Here is an 18,893-nt window from a genome sequence, read left to right as displayed (position 1 = left end):
TCGATCAATGGGACAGACGATGCGCGCTCATATACGGCGCCACTCGGTCAATCCGCCCGGTTTGTCTTCAAGCGCGACGCCGGCGTCGAGCAATTCCGCCCGGATCCGGTCCGCCTCGGCATAGTTTTTCGCCTGCTTCGCGGCAACGCGCGCGGCGACCCTCGTTTCGATCTCGGCTGCATCGATCGCGCCCGTGCGTGCCGCGCCCGCCGCATCCTGAAGAAACACGCGCGGTTCGCGGCCGAGCAGGCCGAGCACACCGGCGAGCCGCCGCAACTGGCGTGCAAGCGCCGGATCGCGCGAGCGGTTCACCTCGGTCGCCAGCTCGAACAGCACCGCGACCGCAACCGGCGTGTTGAAATCATCGTTCATCGCCGCCGTGAAACGGCGTGCGTGATCGTCGTGCCAATCGAGCGCCGCACCGTCGGGCGTCACATCCTTCAGCGCCGTGTAAAGACGCGTGAGCGACGCGCGCGCATCGTCCAGATGCACGTCGCTGTAATTGAGCGGCGAGCGGTAATGTGCGCGCAAGATGAAAAAGCGCACGACCTCGGCGTCGAATTTCTCGAGCACCTCGCGGATCGTGAAGAAGTTGCCGAGCGATTTCGACATCTTCTCGCTGTCGACCTGCACGAAGCCATTGTGCATCCAGTAATTGACGAACGTCTGCCCGGTCGCGCCCTCGCTTTGCGCGATCTCGTTCTCGTGATGCGGAAATTGCAGATCCTGCCCGCCGCCGTGAATGTCGAAGTGCTCTCCAAGCAGCGTGCAGCCCATCGCCGAGCACTCGATATGCCAGCCCGGGCGGCCGCGCCCGTATTTCGAATCCCAGCCGGTCTCGGCTGGCTCGTCGGGTTTCGCGCGCTTCCACAGCACGAAGTCGAGCGGGTCTTCCTTCGCATCGTTCGCGGCCACCCGCTCGCCCGCGCGCAGATCCTCGAGCGACTTGCCGGACAGCTTGCCGTAACCGTCGAACTTGCGCACCGAGAAATTGACGTCGCCGTCCTTTGCCTGATAGGCATAGCCGTTCGCCTCGAGCTTCTCGATCATGCCGAGCATCTGCGGAATGAACGCGGTCGCGCGCGGCTCGTGGTCAGGCCGCTCGACGCCGAGCGCGTCGAAATCCGCGTTCATCGCATCGATGAAGCGGCTCGTCAGCGCGCTGACCGGCTCGCCGTTCTCGATCGCGCGGCGGATGATCTTGTCGTCGACATCGGTGATGTTGCGCACGTAAGTCACGCGGTAGCCGCTCGCGCGCAGCCAGCGCTGGACGACGTCGAACACGACCACCATCCGCGCGTGTCCGATGTGGCAATAGTCGTAGACGGTGATCCCGCAGACATACATCCGCACCTCGCCGGGCTGCCGCGGCACGAAAACTTGCTTGTCACGCGCGAGCGTGTTGTAGATGCGCAGTGATTCCATAGAGACGAAAGTGAGCCGAAGGAAACCGCCTGGCGATACTCGCCGTGCATGCGAAGCCTGGCGGAACTCTCCCGCCGGGCCGCGTGCCGTGCACTTCCTCGGTGACATGCGGCCGATCGGTCCGCAGTCGTTGCGGTAACGGCCACAAGAGGCAAAGACTGACCGCGGCTCGCCGGAACGCGCGGACGTTTTGTTAGAATGGGTCGGAGTATAACATTCCGATTTGAGCCTATGAAACCTTCCCGCGGCCTTGCGCCGAGCGCTGCGACCCTTGTTGCGACCGCCGCCGTGAGCGCCGTGCTCGCGTTGTCGGCCGCAGCGGCCCATGCGCAGATCTCCCGCGCGCCAACCGATGGCACACCGGAAATCGACGCGTCGATCGCGGGCCGAAACTGGCAGCGCGCGCTCACCCAGCTCGATGCGCGCATCGCGTCGAACCCGCGCGACGTGCAGGCGCAGTTCAAGCGCGGCACCGTGCTCGCCCACCTGAATCGCGACGACGACGCGATCAAGCAGTTCGTCGAGCTGACCCAGTCGTACCCGGAGCTGCCCGAGCCGTACAACAACCTCGCCGCGCTCTACGCGAAGCACGGCCGCTACGACGATGCGCGCAACGCGCTCGTCACCGCGACGCAGGCGAACCCGAACTACGGCCTCGCCTACGAGAACCTCGGCGATCTGTACCTGCGGCTCGCCGCCGAATCGTACAAGCGCGCGCAAAAGCTCGGCCGCACGAGCGGCGCAACCGCACAGCGGCTGGCGGATCTGCAAAAGATCGTCTCGCCGCCGAAGGCCGCCAAGGCGACGGGCGCATCGGCGGCGTCCGTGCGCGACTACGTGGAGCGCGCGAGCGCGAACATGACCACCACCACGCTGCCGCTGTCACCGACATTCCAGTACGGCGGCCCGAGCGGCTCGCTTGCGACGCCGTACCTCGCACCGCCCCGGTAGCAAAACGGTGCGGCGCGTGCCTTTTCTATCTTCATCCACCCAGAGGATCGTTATGAAACGTCTGTTGCTGGCGCTTGGCAGCGCCGCCCTCGTCGCGAGCGCCCCCGCGTTCGCGCAAACGGCCGCCACGCACCCCGTCGTCCAACTGAAGACCACCCAGGGCGACATCCGTGTCGAGCTGTATCCGGAAAAAGCGCCGAAGACGGTCGCCAACTTCCTCGACTACGTGAAGGCAGGCCAGTACAGCGGCACGATCTTTCATCGCGTGATCAAGGGCTTCATGATCCAAGGCGGCGGTTACAAGGCGAACTTCGACGAGAAGCCGACCCGCGCGCCGATCCCGCTCGAAAGCAAGAACGGGCTGAAGAACCTGGCGGGCACGATCGCGATGGCCCGCACGAGCGATCCGAATTCGGCGACCGCGCAATTCTTCATCAACACCGTCGACAACGCGGGCCTCGACTATCCGAACCCGGACGGCAACGGCTACGCCGTGTTCGGCAAGGTCGTCTCGGGCATGGACGTCGTGAAGAAGATCGAAGCGACGACGACGACCGTGCGCGGCCCGATGCGCGACGTGCCCGAAAAGCCGATCGTGATCGAATCGGCCACGATCGTCTCGAAATAAGTCGACGCCCCCTTTTCGCGCGGCCGTGTCGTTCCGACCGGCCGCGCGCCGTTTAACCCACTTCATCGAAGGAATCATCATGGTCGAACTGCATACGAATCACGGCGTCATCAAGCTCGAACTCGACGCCGCGAAAGCGCCGAAGACAGTCGAGAACTTTCTCAACTACGTCAAGAAGGGCCACTACGACGGCACGGTCTTCCATCGCGTGATCAACGGCTTCATGATCCAGGGCGGCGGCTTCGAGCCGGGCCTGAAGCAAAAGCCGACCGACGCGCCGATCACGAACGAGGCGAACAACGGTCTCAAGAACGATACGTACACGATCGCGATGGCCCGCACCAACGACCCGCACTCGGCGACCGCGCAATTCTTCATCAACGTGAACGACAACGGCTTTCTGAACCACTCGTCCCCGACGCCTCAAGGCTGGGGCTACGCGGTGTTCGGCAAGGTCGTCGAAGGTCAGGACGTGGTCGACAAAATCAAGGCGGTCAAGACGGGCAACCAGGGCTTCCATCAGGACGTGCCGACCGACGACGTCGTCATCGAAAAGGCCGTGGTGGTCTGACGCGATACCGCGCATAACGACGCCGGGGGGATCTTCGATGCTGCAGGAAACGCCGCCGCGTAGCGTCTTTGCGGGCGTACCGGGCGAACGCGGAGTCGCGCACGCCACACGCCCGTTCCTGTTCATCTCGGACCTGCACCTGAGCGACGCGATTCCGCGCACGGTTGCCGCGTTCGAGCATTTCGTGCGCGTGACGGCCGACAGCGCGGATTCTGTCTTCATTCTCGGCGATCTGTTCGAATATTGGATCGGCGATGACGTTCTAGAAGACGACCCTTTCGCGCAGCACATTGCCGCGTTACTGCACACGTTCTCCGAGCGCGGCATCGCGCTTTACGTGATGCACGGCAACCGCGACTTCCTGCTCGGCCGGCGCTTCATGAAAGCGGCGGGCGCGATGCTGCTGCCCGATCCGTCCGTCGTCATCGCGTTCGGCCGGCGGATCGCGCTCGCGCACGGCGACGCACAATGCACCGCCGACCGCGGCTACCAGATATTCCGGCGCTTTGCACGCAACCGCGCCGCGCAGTGGCTGTTCCAGCGCTGCCCGCTGCGCTGGCGGCGCGCGCTCGCCAAGCGGATGCGCGCCAACAGCGAAGCGGGCCGGATGCGCCCCGCCTCCGCGCTTTACGACGTCACGCGCCGGGGCGTGGCCGCGCTCTTCGTGCGCAGCGCCGCAAAGGTCATCATCCACGGTCACACGCACAAACCGGCACGCCACGCCGAACCGGAAGGCACACGCTGGGTGCTGCCCGACTGGGAATTCGATCACGGCCTGCCGCGCGGCGGTTATTTATGCATCGACGCACAAGGAATTCGCGCGTTGCCGCTCGATTGAGCGCATCGGCCTCTGCGGATTTCCGGGCGCTTCATCAGCCTGGCGAGCGTGCGATACGCGATTGCGTACCGCAATCACTCACGATCCGCGATGCGCACCCCGTGCACCTCTCGGCATGACTTCACGTGAGATTTGATTGACGTCAACGCATAGCAATGCAGCCGCTCCCGGCCGCGCTTGCCCGCCGTCAACGTTCGAGTGCGCTGCCCTCGAGCACCGCTGACAGCCGGCGTAAATCGAGCTGCGCGCCATTCACGCCCCGCAGCGCATTCAAATGCGCGCCAAGCTGCTCAAGCGCGGCGACGATTTCGTCGACCCGGCGCGCCTCCTTCGCCGCGTGATCGATGAGCCCATGAATCGCGAGCGACATCGGATCGTCCGCGTTAGGCGTGATGCCGTATGCGCAAAACGCGGCGGGCTCGGGCGTGCGTTGCCCAGCGGCGGCAGGCAACACGATCCGCGCGGGGTTACCAACCGCCGTCCCGCCAGCCGGCACCGGCTTCACGACGACCGCGTTCGAGCCGATCTTCGCGCCCTCGCCGATCGCGAAGCCACCGAGCACTTTCGCACCGGCGCCGACGATCACGCCGCGCGCGAGCGTCGGGTGACGTTTCGCGCCGCGCGCAAGCGATGTGCCGCCGAGCGTCACGCCCTGATAGATCGTGCAATCGTCGCCGACCACAGCCGTCTCGCCGATCACGACACCCATCCCGTGATCGATGAACACACGCCGGCCGAGCGTGGCGCCCGGATGAATCTCAATGCCCGTCAGCCAGCGCCCGATCTGGGACACGAACCGGCCAAGCCAACGCCGATTCGCGCGCCAGCATGCGTGCGCGATCCGATGAAACATCAGCGCGTGCAGCCCCGGGTAACACGTGAGCACCTCCCAGGCGCTGCGAGCGGCAGGATCGCGCTCGCGGATCGTGGCAATGTCTTCGCGAAGTCTCGTGAACATGATGATGGCGATGCAAGTAGGAGCCAGGATGCGGCACGGAACCGATATCGTTTTAACCGCTTTGCTTATGACGTCCGCACGATTGTAGAGCGCGCGCCCCGTGCGTGCAGGACGCGCGCCGCTTGCCCCCGCCGTCATGGCGGATATCGGCACGCCAACCGTTTTTCTTGCGGGACTACCTGCGGCTCATGCGTGCGGCCACCGGTCATACCTGCCCGCCCTCGTCGCCAGCGCCGCGCTCGCCCGTTTTCAGCAGGATATGCTTCGCGATTCCGCGCACGATGTTGACCTCTTCGCGTTCGAGCCCGGTTCGCGAGAACAACCGCCGCAGCCGTGACATCAGCTTCTTCGGATGGCGCGGATCAAGGAAATCGAGTGCGATCAACGCATTCTCCAGATGCACGAACATGCGCTCGATCTCGTCGCTTTGCGCGAGTTCGCCCGCGGCAGCATCCTGCGGCAGTGCCCCCGCCTCGTCGTCGAGCAACGCGACGCGCAGCTCGTAGGCAAGCACCTGCACCGCTTGCGCGAGATTGAGCGAACTGTAGGCGGGGTTGGCCGGAATATGCGCGATCGCGCTGCAACGCTCGACGTGCTCGTTCGACAAACCGGTACGCTCGTTGCCGAACACGAGCGCGATGTCGCCCATCTGCACATGGCGGCTCGCGTTCGCGGCAGCCGCACGCGGCGCGAGCCGAGGCGGGCCGTATTCGCGCGAGCGCGCGGTGAGCGCGATAGACCAGTGCACACTGTTCAGCGCGTCGGCAAGCGTCGGCACAACGTGCGCGCACGCAAGTACGTCGTCGGCGCCGCTCGCCATTGCGATCGCCTCCGGATTGCTCTGCACATGCGGCACGCGCGGCGCGACGAGCACCAGACGCGAAAAGCCCATCGTCTTCAGCGCGCGCGCGGCGGCGCCGACGTTACCCGGATGACTCGGCTCGACGAGCACGAAGCGTGTGGACGTAAATCCGCCGCGAGCAGCCCTCGCCGCGGAGGACGGCCCGTCGCCGGCGGCCGGCGCGGAAGGTTTTTGCTGAGAGTCCAAGAGATTCTTCAAAGTGACAAGAATGCCGGTATGGTATCGCCATCCCGCGCGCAAACCCACTCGGCCGAATGGCCAGGCGAATCCCCGCGGCGGTTTCGCATCAAAGCGCCGCGAGTCGGGTAAAATTGCGTATTCAAAGGCGGCATCCGCATCGTCCGGCCCGTACTTTTATCGCTCTTTGCCAATTCGTCTTCCGTCGGCGAAACGCCTGGCCTGCCGCAACCGCAAGCCAGGCGCCGCATCGCCGGTTCGATCATCACGCGGCGGCCTCGCACCGCCGGCCACTGGATTCAGGATTCAGGCCCATGCATCCCATGCTCAACATTGCCGTCAAGGCCGCGCGCCGCGCCGGGCAAATCATCAACCGCGCATCGCTCGATCTCGATCTGATCGAAATCCGCAAGAAGCAGCACAACGATTTCGTGACGGAGGTCGACAAAGCGTCGGAAGATGCGATCATCGAGACGCTGAAAACTGCCTACCCCGATCACGCGATCCTCGCCGAGGAATCCGGCAAATCGGACAACGAATCCGAATACCAGTGGATCATCGATCCGCTCGACGGCACGACCAACTTCATCCACGGCTTCCCGTATTACTGCATATCGATCGCGCTCGCGCATCGGGGCGTCGTCACGCAGGCGGTCGTCTACGATCCGAACAATAACGATCTGTTCACCGCCACGCGCGGCCGCGGCGCTTTTCTGAACGACCGCCGCATCCGCGTCGGCCGGCGCGACCGTCTGGCCGACGCGCTCATCGGCACGGGCTTCCCGTTCCGCGAGCAGGAAGGGCTCGAAGCGTATGCGCGCCTGTTCACCGAGATGACGCAGGCATGCACCGGCCTGCGCCGCCCGGGCGCCGCGGCGCTCGATCTGGCGAACGTCGCCGCGGGCCGCCTCGACGGCTTTTTCGAGCAAGGCATCAACGCGTGGGATGTTGCTGCGGGCAGCCTGCTGATCACCGAGGCAGGCGGCCTCGTCGGCAACTACACGGGCGATTCCGATTTTCTGCATCAGCGCGAAATCGTCGCCGCGAACCCGAAAATCTATGCGCAGATGATCCCGATCCTGAACCGCTACACGCATACGCGGCCGGCAGCGGAATAAGGCGGCTGCGCCCCCGCGTCCGCCGCGGCAGCGGCGCTCTTTGACGGCCCGCGGCCTTCGAGCTTTGCGCTCGATGCGCCGCGGGCCGTTTGCTTTTCCGCCGCACGGTCGGCTCGCGGCGCAGGCTCTCGCCTCTTTCCCCCGCGTCCTTCCGTATTGCCAACTCCATGCCGCCAGCCGAGGGCAAACGCCGCGCACGCGCCGATGCATCGATCGCCTGCGCGGCTTGCGCACAATTAATAATCAATAAGAATTAATCAATCCATCGATCGCGAATTGATGCCGAATCGGCTTATCTCTAACCTTCCAGTCAACGCGTGCCGATAACGCAGCCCGTTTTCCGTTTCCAACCTCAACTGGACAGACAAGCCCGATGATCAAACTCGATACCGCCCCGTATGCCGCGCTGCTGCTGCGCATGAGTCTGGGCATTCTCTTTCTCGCTCATGCGAGCCTGAAAATCTTCGTCTTCACGATTGCGGGATTCGTCGGTTATTTCGCGTCGCTCGGCTTGCCCCCGATCGCCGCCTACCTGACGATCGCGCTCGAACTCTTCGGTGGACTCGCGCTGGTTTTAGGCGTGTACTCGCCGTGGGTCGCGCTACCGCTCGCCCTCGAGATGCTCGGCACCGTTTTCATGGTGCACGGCGCGAACGGCTGGCTGTTCACGAACCCGGGCGGCGGTTGGGAATACCCGATGTTCTGGGCGATCGCATTGATCGCACTATTCCTGATCGGTGATGGCGCATACGCGCTGTGCCCTGGGAAACGGCGTTGAGCGCGACAATGCGGCGGAATTTGTTCAGGCCGATGAACACGCACGGCGAACCTGCCGCGCCCGCCGAATGCGACAGTCATGACGACATCGGCGCCATTCTCATCGGCCAACCTTTCCGGACCCAATCAGTTGTATGGCCCGACGTCGTCGAGAATATATCCGGCGCAGTTCATTTTCGCCACGTACCTATACCCGCCGACATAGTAGGGCACCTTCCATTGCGCCAAATCGCTCATATAAGAAAATTCCTCGTTAAAGGCCAAGTCGGCACGAGGAAATTTTCTATTGGCGTAACCTCTGATGTGTGCTTCGATTTTCGACTTGTCCATGTCCGGACACACGCCACCGCTGCCGTCGTAAGTTCTGACATAAACCAGTAACGCCGCCAAAGCCATTAGAACGATAACGAACAGCAGCAGCAAATATCCCAAACACTTGAGCATCGACCTCACCATACACCTCATTCCGAACCCGCCGCTGCGAGCGCATCAGGAATCCTTGATCGGCTCCCCCGCGATGGGCCGGTTAGCCGGCGGCGGCACCAAACCGGTTGGGCGCTCTGCCGCCAAAGGACGGCCTCAGAATCGGTCCGCCGCTGGCCATCGCCTTGATGCTGGCACGCGTCCCGGATTCATCCACCTTTTGCGATCCATTGAAATAAATCGTGAAGTCGGTGTGTCCGGCAATCTCGCCCAGTTTGCGCACCAATGTGGTCAACCGCTCTTGAACATCGGGCCGCGATCTCGATGCATCAAAGTCGAACTTGTCCGGATTCAGCGTATATTCCCCCAGGAAAGAATAGCCGCCATTGGCTGCCAGGGTGAGTTGCCCCGTGACATGTCCGCTGACACGCCCAAGAGCCGCTCCCACGATCCACTCGTTTTCCGAAATCAGGTTCGTGCTGAACACCGCATCGATCGGATAGACACCAGGCCCCATGCCATCATTGACGACGATATTCTTGATCGCGTCTATTTGCTTGACGCCAATCCCCAACCGAAGGGACGGCAAATCCACCGTTCTCGAAGCACCGTTTCCCCTGAACCAGTAATCATAGGCAGCCAGCGTAAAAAACGGCGTGGCGTAGAACCGGAAATCAGAAATCGGCGGCGCCGGCAGCCGGCTAAAGTAATAATCGCTGAACAATCCGAATGCGGCAGTCAGCCCACTGTATGTCGTATTGGACAGGCCATATTCATTGGCCCCCACGATATCACGCCATCCGTTATTCGCCAGCCATTGCGTAAATAATCCGTATGTCGCGATCTGCGCCTGTATCAACTTATTACTGGACAATTCGATCCCGTAAGCGAATTCGGCCAGTGCGTCGATCGTCCTGCCCTCGCTTGCGGCGGCGAATATTCTATTTCCATTAACTAGTTTGAATTTTCCGATTTGAAAAATTCCGCCACGATAATTTTCCAGCCCGGTCGTCCAACTATATCCGCCGGCGGGTCCGCCGGGCGATGGAAGCGGCAAGCTGGTTTCGGGAGATGCGGTGACTTGGATGGCGGGAAGCTCGTTGGCCGGGCCATGCCCATTTGCCCAGCTACGGATCGGATGAACCAATGCGGCTGCGGGAATAGCCATAGAGACGCGAAGTAATCGTCGCCTTCCATTACTCATGCCCGTTAAATCTTCCCCGCCCAACGTTGCATAATCGATGTCGCCATTCATTTCATCATCTATTTATATCTTATGAGAATAGTATCGAGCGATACGGAACCAGCGTATCGGCCATTCAGGGCCGCAATCCCCGACATTTCCGCCATGGCTCACCCAGCGCACATTACAACGCAGTAAGATTCAGCTGGAAAAGCAGAAGCCGAAAGATGAATGTAAATTGCGCAAAACCGATTGAAATTCGTCCGTTATTGCCCGTCGCGCGCACCCGAAACGGTGATTATCGAAATCTTGCCGCCCCGCGTGCGGACACGCCGATGCCATATGAATCACCGCCTTCATCCGATTCAATCCCGGCTGTTCCAATGGATAATGTCCAGCACTTTCACTCCGCGCCATTTGCCGCAATGCGCCTGATCCGTCTCGGGAACCGTTTGCTCAAATGCGCCGCGCCCGCCGGCGCGGCGCAGTTCTCGGCAACAAAACGCGACGACCGGCGCCTGCCATGACCGCAGTGGAAATCGCATGGGCCTGCACGAAGCATCGCTATGCACCGCCACCGGCACGGACAACGGCCATCGCTTTCCGATACCTGGGCGACGCTTGATCGGTGGTGTAATCGAAGGCTGCGACTTGGCCGAAAAGCCAACGTCGCGCGAAAGCATCGAAGCGGCTGGTAAACTCAGCCGACCAAAGCAACTTTGCACCTGACTCATGAGCACCCTGTCACCCGACGCCCTCGCCGGCCATACGCCGATGATGCAGCAGTACCTGCGCGTCAAAGCTGAGCATCCCGACACACTCGTCTTCTATCGAATGGGAGATTTCTACGAGCTGTTCTTCGGTGACGCGGAAAAAGCCTCGCGCCTGCTCGATTTGACGCTCACGCAACGCGGCGCGTCCGCGGGTACGCCGATCAAGATGGCGGGCGTGCCGCACCATGCAATCGAGCAATATCTCGCGAAGCTCGTGAAATTCGGCGAATCGGCCGCGATCTGCGAACAGATCGGCGATCCGGCAACGTCGAAAGGGCCTGTCGAGCGCAAGGTCGTGCGCGTCGTCACGCCCGGCACGCTAACCGACGCCGCGCTGCTGTCCGACAAAAGCGATGTCTTCCTGCTCGCGCTTTGTATCGCGCACAACAAGCGCGGGGTCGCATCGAACGTCGGCCTTGCGTGGCTCAATCTGGCGAGCGGCGCGCTACGGCTCGCCGAAATCGCACCGGACGAACTCGGCGCGACGCTCGAGCGCATCCGTCCCGCCGAGATTCTCGCGGCGGACAGCACGCTCGAAGCCGTGCCCGCGGGCATCGGCGCGATCACGCGCGTGCCCGATTGGCACTTCGACATCGCCTCCGGCACGCAACGGCTATGCGATCAGCTCGAAGTCGCCAGCCTCGACGGCTTCGGCGCGCAGTCGCTTGCGAGCGCCTGCGGCGCGGCGGGCGCGCTCCTCATCTATGCTGCCTCGACGCAGGGCCAGCAATTGCGTCACGTGCGCAGCTTGAAAGTCGAGACCGAATCCGAATACATCGGGCTCGACCCGTCGACGCGGCGCAATCTCGAACTCACCGAAACGCTGCGCGGCACCGAATCGCCGACGCTTTACTCGCTGCTCGATACCTGCTGCACGGCAATGGGCAGCCGTCTGCTGCGCCATTGGCTGCATCATCCGCCGCGCGCGTCGGTCGCCGCGCAAGCGCGCCACCTGGCGATCGGCGCGCTCATCGAGGCCCCCGCGCACGCGGGCCTCGACAATCTGCGCTCGGCGCTGCGGCAGATCGCCGACGTCGAGCGGATCACCGGACGCCTCGCGCTGCTGTCCGCGCGCCCGCGCGATCTGTCCAGCCTGCGCAATACGTTCGCCGCATTGCCCGCGCTACGGCAGCAGGTCGCCGCGATCGCACCGAATGCCCCCGCCCTCGCCCGCATCGAGGCCGCGCTCGAACCGCCCGCCGGCTGTCTCGATCTGCTCACCCGAGCGATCGCGCCGGAGCCGGCCGCGATGGTGCGCGACGGCGGCGTGATTGCGCGCGGCTACGATACCGAACTCGACGAGCTGCGCGACATCTCCGAGAACTGCGGTCAATTTCTGATTGATCTCGAAGCGCGCGAACGCGCACGCACTGGCATCGCCAACCTGCGCGTCGAATACAACAAGGTGCATGGCTTTTATATCGAAGTCACGCGCGGCCAGACCGACAAGGTGCCCGACGATTACCGCCGCCGCCAGACGCTCAAGAACGCGGAGCGCTATATCACCCCCGAGCTGAAGACCTTCGAGGATAAGGCGCTGTCCGCGCAGGAGCGCGCGCTCGCTCGCGAACGCGCGCTTTACGACGGCGTGCTGCAAGCGCTGCTGCCGCATATCGAGGGCTGTCAGCGCGTTGCCGGCGGCCTGGCCGAACTGGATCTGCTCGCCGCGTTCGCCGAGCGCGCGCGCACACTCGACTGGGTCGCACCAACGTTCTCCGACGAGCTCGGCATCGAGATCGAGCAAGGCCGGCATCCGGTCGTCGAAGCGCAGGTCGAGCGCTTCATCGCGAACGATTGCAAGCTAACCCCCGATCGCAAGCTGCTCCTCATCACCGGCCCGAACATGGGCGGTAAGTCGACCTTCATGCGTCAAACCGCGCTCATCGCGCTGATGGCCTATGTCGGCAGCTACGTGCCCGCGAAAGCGGCGCGCTTCGGCCCGATCGACCGCATCTTCACGCGCATCGGCGCAGCCGACGATCTCGCGGGCGGCCGCTCGACGTTCATGGTCGAAATGACGGAAGCCGCCGCGATCCTGAACGACGCGACACCGCAGAGTCTCGTGCTGATGGACGAAATCGGCCGCGGCACGTCGACATTCGACGGTCTCGCGCTCGCATGGGCGATCGCGCGCCATCTGCTTGCGCACAACCGCTGCTACACCCTGTTTGCGACGCATTACTTCGAGTTGACGCAACTGCCGGCGGAATTCCCGCACGCGGCAAACGTGCATCTGTCGGCGGTCGAGCACGGCCACGGCATCGTGTTCCTGCATGCGGTCGAAGAAGGGCCGGCGAACCAGAGCTACGGGCTCCAGGTCGCGCAACTCGCAGGCGTGCCCGCGCCCGTAATCCGGGCCGCGCGCAAGCATCTCGCGCATCTCGAACAGCAATCCGCCGCGCAAGCGGCACCGCAGCTCGATCTCTTCGCCGCGCCGCCGGCAGTGGCCGAGGACCGTGACGAAGCGTCTCCCGCCGCGCCGAATCCGGCGCTCGAGCGCCTGCTCGCGCTCGATCCGGATGACCTCAAGCCACGCGATGCGCTCGATTTGCTTTACGAGCTTCATGCACTCGCCCGCTCGAACGCGACGGATGCGCCACACTGACACCATCGCTCGACGCGTCTTGCCGCGCTCACGCGTGGCCGCGCTCGCGCTTGCGTGCATACTCGCGTGCGGCTCGCCGCACGCGCTCGCACGCGGCGGCCGATACGCGTTCGCGGTGGTGTCCGGCGTGATCGCGTCGCCCGAAGACGAACCGCATGCGCGGCATCTGATCGATGCGATCGGGCGCGACCGCGCCGTGTCGTTCATCGTCTATGAAGGCAATTTGAAGGGGCCGGGCGAAGCATGCCGCGACCGGCTCTACGACGAGCGCAGCGCAATCCTCGCGACGTCGCGCGTGCCGCTCGTGCTGCTGCCCGGTCAATTCGACTGGGCCGCGTGCAATACGCGCGACGCTGGCGCATACGACCCCGTCGAGCGGCTGGATTTCCTGCGGCAGAACGTATTTACCGAGCCTGCATCGCCGGGCGCGAATTCGCTGGCGCTCACGCGTGAAAGCGAAGTGCCGCGTTTTCACCCATACCGCGAAAATGTCCGCTGGACTCAGGGCGATACGGTGTTCATCGGTCTGAATGCGCCAAGTCCAAACAATCATTACCTGACGGCAGGCGGACGCAACGGCGAATTCGAGGACCGCGTGATCGCGAACGCGTTCTGGATCGATCATGCGGCAGAGTACGCGAAACGCCGCGACGCGCGCGCACTCGTGATCTTCGTCGAAGGCGATCCGCAATTCGATCGCTATGAACGCGCAGAGCGCTTCGGATGGCTGCGCTTCAACCGCCCGCGCACGCGCGATGGCTTTCGCGAATTCAAACGCTCATTGGTCAAAGCAGCGACGGTTTTCCGCGGCTCGATCGTCGTCGTGCATTCGACCGATGAACCGCTCGCGAGCGGTTTCATGATCGACCGCCCATTGCATGACGACAAAGGAAATCCGATCGGCAATTTGACCCGCATTGCGATCGCGCCGCGCGCGCGTCTGACGCAATGGGTGAAGATCGGCGTCGATCCCGCGCGGCAGCCGATGTTCAGCGTCAGCGTGCAGACCGTGCCGAAGCATCTGCCACCACCGCCCGCGCTGCCCGTCGCGCCGCGCGACGAGACGCAAATGCCCGACATGCCGGAAATCCAGACACCGCCCGCTCTGCCCGACTCAGGGGCAAGCAGCGCATGGCCCTCCGGCTACGAGCCGCACGACAACAGCTATCGCTCATCCGGCACGCCACCCGTGCAAACGCCGGGCAGCATGCCGGCCGACTCAATGCAGCGTGCGCGCTGAGTCGCGGTCCTCGCCGTCGTCATCGTCGTCGTCGACGATCTCGAGCCCTTGCGCGCCATGCGCATGCTCGTGCTCGATCTCGTCCTCCGTCGCTTCCCGCACATCCTTTACCGTCAGCGCGAAACGCAGTGCCATCCCCGCGAGCGGGTGGTTACCGTCGAGCACTACTTTGTCTTCCGCGATGTCGGTCACCGTGTAGATCAGCGAATCGATTTCTTCGTCGCCGTCCTCCGGCGTGCCCTCGAACTGCATGCCGACTTCGAGCGGTTCGGGAAAACGGTCGCGCGGTTCGATCTTCACGAGTTCCGGATCGTAATCGCCGAACGCATCCTGCGGCTCCAACTGAATTTGCGCCTGATAGCCGGGTTCCTGGCCGTCGAGTTGTTCCTCGATCTTGGGGAACGTGCCATCATAGCCGCCGTGCAGATAGACCATCGGCTCATCGCTCTCCTCGATCAGATTGCCTTGCGCATCCGACAGCTTGTAGGCGACCGATACGACAGTGTTTTTTGCGATTTTCATCCAATTCTCCCAAGTACATTAGTCATTATACGATGCCCCAACGGCCACCACCCGAACTGTCCGGCCGTGCGCGCGCGCGCAGCCGCGCGCCACGCGCCGATGCACCGACACCACTCGTCGGCAATCTCACTGCCGCGCAATTCATGCGCCGATATTGGCAAAAAAAGCCGCTGCTGATCCGCCAGGCCGTGCCGGGCATCACGCCGCCCGTCTCGCGCGATGCGCTCTTCGAGCTGGCCGGCGATTACGATGTCGAATCGCGGCTCGTCACGCATTTTCGTAACAGATGGCAACTGAAGCATGGCCCGTTCGAGCAGGGTGATTTGCCGCCCGTGAAACGCCGCGAATGGACGTTGCTCGTTCAAGGGCTCGATCTGCACGACGATCGCGCCCGCGCGCTTCTCGAACGCTTTCGCTTCATCCCCGACGCACGCGTCGACGATCTGATGATTTCGTATGCAACGGACGGCGGCGGCGTCGGCCCGCACTTCGACTCGTACGACGTGTTCCTGCTGCAAGTTCATGGCAAGCGCCGCTGGCGAATCGGCGCGCAGCGCGATCTGTCGCTGCAGGAAGGATTGCCGCTCAAGATTCTCGAGCACTTCGAGCCAACCGACGAATGGGTGCTCGAGCCCGGCGACATGCTGTATTTGCCGCCGCACATCGCACACGACGGCGTCGCGATCGGCGAATGCATGACGTGCTCGATCGGCTTCCGAGCGCCGTGCGCCGGCGAATTGCGCGCGCAGTTCCTCTATCACCTTGCCGAGCGCGGCAGCCTGCGCACGGGCGCGCACGATGACGCGCCATACCGCGATCCCGCGCAGCCCGCCGTCGACACGCCCGCGCAACTGCCGCCGGCGATGGTCGAGCGCGTCGCCGCGATGCTGTCGAAAATCAAATGGGACGAGCGCGACATCGGCGATTTCCTGGGTTGCTATTTGAGCGAGCCCAAATCGAACGTCGTGTTCGAGCCCCCTGCCCGGCGCATCAGCGAAGCCGCGTTCGCGGCGCAGGCGGGCCGCCATGGCGTCCGGCTCGACAGGAAAACGGCGTTGCTGTACAACCGCCGCTCGTATTTCATCAACGGCGAAGCCTATGCGCTCGCGGACACGGCAAAATGGCTGCCTGAATTGGCCGATATGCGCCAAATCGATGCGAAACGGTTTGTAACACTCTCAAAGGACCCGTCGATGACAGCCTTGCTGCACGAATGGTATTGTGCGGGCTGGATACAGGTGGGCAACTTGGAGTAAAGTTGCAAGTTGCCTGACTGTACGCCCATGCGAACGCCTGTTTTGTATGGGAAAGACAACGTATTGACCCCGCATTTGTCGACGGTCGATAGGAAAGTGCATATAATTTCCGCCCAAGCCGTAGGGAAGATTCACGCTCTAGAAGTGCATCTCCACCAGCGGCCCAGGTCGGTGTTGGAGCACATTACCGGTATTGTTTCGCGCTGTTGCTTACCTTTAACCATAAAAGGACGTGATCATGAAGAAATCCCTCCTCGTAGCTTCCCTGTTGGCTGCCGTTGCACTGGCTGCGTGCAACAAGAGCTCCGAGCAAGCTGCTTCGTCGGCTGCTAGCGACGCGAGTGCTGCCGCCGCTTCGGCTGCTTCGACGGTTGCCGCTGCTGCTTCGGACGCTGCTGCCGCTGCTGCTTCGAGCGTCGCGGCTGCTGCGAGCGATGCGGCTGCTGCAGTGGCGTCGGCTGCTTCGGCAGCGACGGCTGCTCCGGCTTCGGGCGCGAGCCAGTAAGGCTGTTGCAGGTCAGCACCAGCAAAAAACCGGCCTTCGGGCCGGTTTTTTTACGTCTGCCGCATGGCGCCCGCCGCCGTTCGAGGCTGGCCGGAATGCCGATATACGTTCAGCCCAGGCCAAGCCAGCCAAAGCCGTCGCCTTGCGACGCGACGAGCACGTCGCTCGCCCCGCTCCCCAGCGCCGCGGCGAGCGCCGCCTGCGCCAGTTCCGGCGTATTGTTTTGCTGACTCAGATGAGCGGCCACCAGATGTTTGAGCCGGCTGCAATCGAGCGCCGCGAGGATCTGCGCCGCCGCGTCGTTGCTCAGATGGCCGTGGGAGCCGCCGATACGCGCCTTCAGCGATGCCGGATAGCGGCTTGCGGCAAGCATTGCGGCATCGTGATTCGCTTCCAGCACGAGAGCGTCGCAGCCGCTCAGCACGGCGCCGATATGCGGCGTCGACATGCCAACGTCGGTCAATACGCCAAGGCGCATCGCCCCGTCGCCGAACACGAACTGGAGCGGCTCACGCGCATCATGCGGCACGGTATAGGGCAGCACGCTCAGATCGCCCAACGCGACCGCCTCGCCCTCCCACAACACGCGCAGATCGATGCCCGCGTCATCGGCGCCGATCGCGCGCGCAGTGCCCCAGCTCATATAGAGTGGCAACGACGCGCGGCGTGCGAGCGTCAACGCGCAACCGACATGATCGCCGTGTTCGTGGGTGACGAAGATTGCGTCGAGTGCGCCGACGCCCAGATCGAGACGCGCGAGACGGCGCTCGATTTCCTTGGCCGAGAAACCGCAATCGAGCAGCACGCGCGTCGTCGTCACACCGCTGGATGCTTCGACGACGAGCGCGTTGCCTTCGCTGCCGCTTCCCAAGCTCGCGAATCGCACGCGCGCGTCAGTTCAGTTGCGCATGCAGCAGCGAGATGATCCGCCGCGCTTCAGACGAATTGTCGACCTGACCGTTCGCATCGACGACAGCCACCTGCGTCTGCGCATCGCCCTGTCGGCGCACGTTGACGAGGAATTCCTTGCCGGGCTTGGCCGCGGTCGGCCCGCCATAGAACAGCTTGCCGAACAGCCCGTCGCGCTTGAGCTCCTCCATCGAATTCGCGTAACGCACGTAGTAGATGCCCTTTTCACGGTCACGATTGTCGACGGTGAAATTGGTCCGATCGAGCGCCAGGCCAACGCGCAGCCATGCGCGATCGAACGATTCGGCCAGATCGAGCGTCGCCCCGCCGGCATTGGAACCGACGACCGTCGAAGGCGCCGAGGCGGGACGCGCATCGGCGATCAACTGCTTCGCCTGCGCTTCGGTCAAACCGAATTTTTCCATCAGCTTCGCGAGAAATACCGCCTCAAGCACCGGATTGCGCGGCTGCTCCTCCCAGCGCGACGACGTGCCGCCCTGCGTACCCGTCATCTTCTCTTCCATCGCGCTGTGCGTGATCGAGATGTCGGTATTGCCATCGGCCGTGCGCGTAACGAGCGTACGGAACCGATCGCGCGTACCCGACGAATAGACAAAATCGATCACCCGGCCGACCGTTCTGCGGAACCAGTCGTCGGGGATGTTCGCGCGGTTTTCCGCCCAATCGGTCACCATGATCCCGGTGGACGGCGCGTCGGTCTTCAGCGAAAAGCCGTTGTCCTGCCAGAAATCCTTCAGTTGCGGCCAAAGCTGCTCGGGCGTGCGGCCGTCGACCACGAGCCAGCGGCGGTCGCCGTCGCGCTCGACGTGCATTCCGAATGGGTCCTGCGTGGTCGGCTGCCCTTGCGTTGCATTGCCCGCGGCAGTGGCCACGCGCGTCGGCGCGGCGCCGAGACCGGAATTCGTCGGCGGCGCGATATAAGCCGGGTTGAGCGGCACGGCGGTCAGATCCTGCGGCACCTGCAACGGCGGCGCGGAACCGGTCGATTTGTAATTGACACGATCCGGTGCGAGATAGTCGTTCAGCGTGTCGCAGCCGGCGAGCGCGACGAGCGCCAACGTCAACACCGATGCGTGGATCGCGCGGGAGGAAAAGGCGGAATGTTTCATGAAGTCCTTCGTCTTGCTGAAACGCGTGTCACGCACGACGCC

At 63.4% G+C, this 18,893-nt stretch carries 21 protein-coding genes; 12 read left to right on the top strand and 9 right to left on the bottom strand.

The features are described 5' to 3' along the window. Nucleotides 1-27 precede the first annotated feature (27 nt). Nucleotides 28-1,425 carry a cysteine--tRNA ligase gene (gene cysS, locus WS68_RS18620; RefSeq protein WP_059572147.1) on the bottom strand — a complete coding sequence of 466 codons (1,398 nt, stop codon included), beginning with the start codon at nt 1,423-1,425 and terminating at the stop codon, nt 28-30. A 231-nt stretch (nt 1,426-1,656) separates the two neighbouring features. Between cysS and WS68_RS18615 the strand changes: the two genes are divergently transcribed. The 4 genes from WS68_RS18615 to WS68_RS18600 all read left to right on the top strand — a co-directional run bounded on the left by WS68_RS18615 (nt 1,657) and on the right by WS68_RS18600 (nt 4,413). Further along, nucleotides 1,657-2,376: a tetratricopeptide repeat protein gene (locus WS68_RS18615; protein WP_059572146.1), complete on the top strand. Its 720-nt coding sequence runs from the start codon at nt 1,657-1,659 to the stop codon at nt 2,374-2,376. A gap of 52 nt (nt 2,377-2,428) precedes the next feature. Continuing rightward, complete coding sequence (locus WS68_RS18610) at nt 2,429-3,004, top strand: peptidylprolyl isomerase (RefSeq protein WP_059516703.1); 576 nt, start codon at nt 2,429-2,431, stop codon at nt 3,002-3,004. Between the two features lie 79 nt (nt 3,005-3,083). Next, nucleotides 3,084-3,575 carry a peptidylprolyl isomerase gene (locus WS68_RS18605; protein ID WP_059572145.1) on the top strand — a complete coding sequence of 164 codons (492 nt, stop codon included), beginning with the start codon at nt 3,084-3,086 and terminating at the stop codon, nt 3,573-3,575. 37 nt (nt 3,576-3,612) lie between these two features. Next, entirely contained in the window at nt 3,613-4,413 is an 801-nt protein-coding gene (locus tag WS68_RS18600; RefSeq protein WP_059572144.1) for a UDP-2,3-diacylglucosamine diphosphatase, read from the top strand. Between the two features lie 187 nt (nt 4,414-4,600). On the opposite strand, the gene cysE is transcribed toward WS68_RS18600, so the two are convergent. Further along, a complete protein-coding gene (cysE, locus tag WS68_RS18595) occupies nt 4,601-5,371 on the bottom strand; it encodes a serine O-acetyltransferase (RefSeq protein WP_059572143.1) in 771 nt (256 codons plus the stop codon). A gap of 205 nt (nt 5,372-5,576) precedes the next feature. Then, nucleotides 5,577-6,419: an RNA methyltransferase gene (locus WS68_RS18590; protein WP_059572222.1), complete on the bottom strand. Its 843-nt coding sequence runs from the start codon at nt 6,417-6,419 to the stop codon at nt 5,577-5,579. 305 nt (nt 6,420-6,724) lie between these two features. Between WS68_RS18590 and WS68_RS18585 the strand changes: the two genes are divergently transcribed. Both WS68_RS18585 and WS68_RS18580 read left to right on the top strand, forming a co-directional pair. Continuing rightward, nucleotides 6,725-7,528: an inositol monophosphatase family protein gene (locus WS68_RS18585; protein ID WP_059572142.1), complete on the top strand. Its 804-nt coding sequence runs from the start codon at nt 6,725-6,727 to the stop codon at nt 7,526-7,528. A gap of 373 nt (nt 7,529-7,901) precedes the next feature. Continuing rightward, nucleotides 7,902-8,306, top strand: coding sequence for a DoxX family protein (locus WS68_RS18580; RefSeq protein ID WP_059572141.1), 405 nt, complete (start codon nt 7,902-7,904; stop codon nt 8,304-8,306). A gap of 125 nt (nt 8,307-8,431) precedes the next feature. Here the strand turns inward: WS68_RS18580 and WS68_RS18575 are convergent, their stop codons facing one another. Together WS68_RS18575 and WS68_RS18570 are read right to left on the bottom strand one after the other, a co-directional pair. Beyond that, complete coding sequence (locus WS68_RS18575; protein WP_231753059.1) at nt 8,432-8,749, bottom strand: hypothetical protein; 318 nt, start codon at nt 8,747-8,749, stop codon at nt 8,432-8,434. 82 nt (nt 8,750-8,831) lie between these two features. Beyond that, nucleotides 8,832-9,983 carry a lipid II-degrading bacteriocin gene (locus tag WS68_RS18570; protein ID WP_082710143.1) on the bottom strand — a complete coding sequence of 384 codons (1,152 nt, stop codon included), beginning with the start codon at nt 9,981-9,983 and terminating at the stop codon, nt 8,832-8,834. Nucleotides 9,984-10,138: 155 nt separating this feature from the next. On the opposite strand from WS68_RS18570, the gene WS68_RS27825 reads away from it, so the two are divergent. Genes WS68_RS27825 through WS68_RS18560 form a run of 4 tightly spaced genes read left to right on the top strand, consistent with a single transcriptional unit; the run spans nt 10,139 to nt 14,529 of the window. Continuing rightward, nucleotides 10,139-10,438, top strand: coding sequence for a hypothetical protein (locus WS68_RS27825; RefSeq protein ID WP_156429573.1), 300 nt, complete (start codon nt 10,139-10,141; stop codon nt 10,436-10,438). A gap of 16 nt (nt 10,439-10,454) precedes the next feature. Next, the gene (locus WS68_RS29025; RefSeq protein WP_156429572.1) at nt 10,455-10,640 is read left to right on the top strand and encodes a hypothetical protein; all 186 of its coding nucleotides are present in this window, start codon (nt 10,455-10,457) and stop codon (nt 10,638-10,640) included. Between the two features lie 3 nt (nt 10,641-10,643). Further along, nucleotides 10,644-13,289 carry a DNA mismatch repair protein MutS gene (mutS, locus tag WS68_RS18565; RefSeq protein ID WP_059572138.1) on the top strand — a complete coding sequence of 882 codons (2,646 nt, stop codon included), beginning with the start codon at nt 10,644-10,646 and terminating at the stop codon, nt 13,287-13,289. Beyond that, entirely contained in the window at nt 13,276-14,529 is a 1,254-nt protein-coding gene (locus WS68_RS18560; RefSeq protein WP_059572137.1) for a hypothetical protein, read from the top strand. The genes mutS and WS68_RS18560 overlap by 14 nt, the downstream gene beginning before the upstream one ends. On the opposite strand, the gene WS68_RS18555 is transcribed toward WS68_RS18560, so the two are convergent. Further along, a complete protein-coding gene (locus WS68_RS18555) occupies nt 14,509-15,051 on the bottom strand; it encodes an FKBP-type peptidyl-prolyl cis-trans isomerase (protein ID WP_059516678.1) in 543 nt (180 codons plus the stop codon). The genes WS68_RS18560 and WS68_RS18555 overlap by 21 nt on opposite strands. Before the next feature lie 32 nt (nt 15,052-15,083). On the opposite strand from WS68_RS18555, the gene WS68_RS18550 reads away from it, so the two are divergent. Further along, nucleotides 15,084-16,307 carry a cupin domain-containing protein gene (locus tag WS68_RS18550; RefSeq protein ID WP_059572136.1) on the top strand — a complete coding sequence of 408 codons (1,224 nt, stop codon included), beginning with the start codon at nt 15,084-15,086 and terminating at the stop codon, nt 16,305-16,307. A 63-nt stretch (nt 16,308-16,370) separates the two neighbouring features. After that, nucleotides 16,371-16,640: a hypothetical protein gene (locus tag WS68_RS29415; protein ID WP_009904701.1), complete on the top strand. Its 270-nt coding sequence runs from the start codon at nt 16,371-16,373 to the stop codon at nt 16,638-16,640. On the opposite strand, the gene WS68_RS28470 is transcribed toward WS68_RS29415, so the two are convergent. From WS68_RS28470 to bamC, 3 genes are all read right to left on the bottom strand, one after another. Further along, nucleotides 16,637-16,828: a hypothetical protein gene (locus WS68_RS28470; RefSeq protein ID WP_059516879.1), complete on the bottom strand. Its 192-nt coding sequence runs from the start codon at nt 16,826-16,828 to the stop codon at nt 16,637-16,639. The two genes, WS68_RS29415 and WS68_RS28470, sit on opposite strands and share 4 nt — an antisense overlap. Before the next feature lie 93 nt (nt 16,829-16,921). Then, complete coding sequence (locus tag WS68_RS18540) at nt 16,922-17,698, bottom strand: MBL fold metallo-hydrolase (protein ID WP_059572135.1); 777 nt, start codon at nt 17,696-17,698, stop codon at nt 16,922-16,924. Between the two features lie 7 nt (nt 17,699-17,705). Next, nucleotides 17,706-18,851: an outer membrane protein assembly factor BamC gene (gene bamC / locus WS68_RS18535; RefSeq protein WP_059572221.1), complete on the bottom strand. Its 1,146-nt coding sequence runs from the start codon at nt 18,849-18,851 to the stop codon at nt 17,706-17,708. Between the last annotated feature and the right edge of the window lie 42 nt (nt 18,852-18,893).

This window comes from Burkholderia sp. TSV86, from assembly GCF_001522865.1.
GTDB lineage: Bacteria > Pseudomonadota > Gammaproteobacteria > Burkholderiales > Burkholderiaceae > Burkholderia.
This window is presented reverse-complemented; position numbering and strand designations above follow the sequence as displayed.

What these genes read in the sequence shown, in the direction of transcription:
- cysS (WP_059572147.1), bottom strand. Translation starts at nt 1,425, where the DNA reads ATGGAATCACTGCGCATCTACAACACGCTCGCGCGTGACAAGCAAGTT.
- WS68_RS18615 (WP_059572146.1), top strand. Translation starts at nt 1,657, where the DNA reads ATGAAACCTTCCCGCGGCCTTGCGCCGAGCGCTGCGACCCTTGTTGCG.
- WS68_RS18610 (WP_059516703.1), top strand. Translation starts at nt 2,429, where the DNA reads ATGAAACGTCTGTTGCTGGCGCTTGGCAGCGCCGCCCTCGTCGCGAGC.
- WS68_RS18605 (WP_059572145.1), top strand. Translation starts at nt 3,084, where the DNA reads ATGGTCGAACTGCATACGAATCACGGCGTCATCAAGCTCGAACTCGAC.
- WS68_RS18600 (WP_059572144.1), top strand. Translation starts at nt 3,613, where the DNA reads ATGCTGCAGGAAACGCCGCCGCGTAGCGTCTTTGCGGGCGTACCGGGC.
- cysE (WP_059572143.1), bottom strand. Translation starts at nt 5,371, where the DNA reads ATGTTCACGAGACTTCGCGAAGACATTGCCACGATCCGCGAGCGCGAT.
- WS68_RS18585 (WP_059572142.1), top strand. Translation starts at nt 6,725, where the DNA reads ATGCATCCCATGCTCAACATTGCCGTCAAGGCCGCGCGCCGCGCCGGG.
- WS68_RS18580 (WP_059572141.1), top strand. Translation starts at nt 7,902, where the DNA reads ATGATCAAACTCGATACCGCCCCGTATGCCGCGCTGCTGCTGCGCATG.
- WS68_RS18575 (WP_231753059.1), bottom strand. Translation starts at nt 8,749, where the DNA reads ATGCTCAAGTGTTTGGGATATTTGCTGCTGCTGTTCGTTATCGTTCTA.
- WS68_RS18570 (WP_082710143.1), bottom strand. Translation starts at nt 9,983, where the DNA reads ATGAATGGCGACATCGATTATGCAACGTTGGGCGGGGAAGATTTAACG.
- WS68_RS27825 (WP_156429573.1), top strand. Translation starts at nt 10,139, where the DNA reads ATGAATGTAAATTGCGCAAAACCGATTGAAATTCGTCCGTTATTGCCC.
- WS68_RS29025 (WP_156429572.1), top strand. Translation starts at nt 10,455, where the DNA reads ATGGGCCTGCACGAAGCATCGCTATGCACCGCCACCGGCACGGACAAC.
- mutS (WP_059572138.1), top strand. Translation starts at nt 10,644, where the DNA reads ATGAGCACCCTGTCACCCGACGCCCTCGCCGGCCATACGCCGATGATG.
- WS68_RS18560 (WP_059572137.1), top strand. Translation starts at nt 13,276, where the DNA reads ATGCGCCACACTGACACCATCGCTCGACGCGTCTTGCCGCGCTCACGC.
- WS68_RS18555 (WP_059516678.1), bottom strand. Translation starts at nt 15,051, where the DNA reads ATGAAAATCGCAAAAAACACTGTCGTATCGGTCGCCTACAAGCTGTCG.
- WS68_RS18550 (WP_059572136.1), top strand. Translation starts at nt 15,084, where the DNA reads ATGCCCCAACGGCCACCACCCGAACTGTCCGGCCGTGCGCGCGCGCGC.
- bamC (WP_059572221.1), bottom strand. Translation starts at nt 18,851, where the DNA reads ATGAAACATTCCGCCTTTTCCTCCCGCGCGATCCACGCATCGGTGTTG.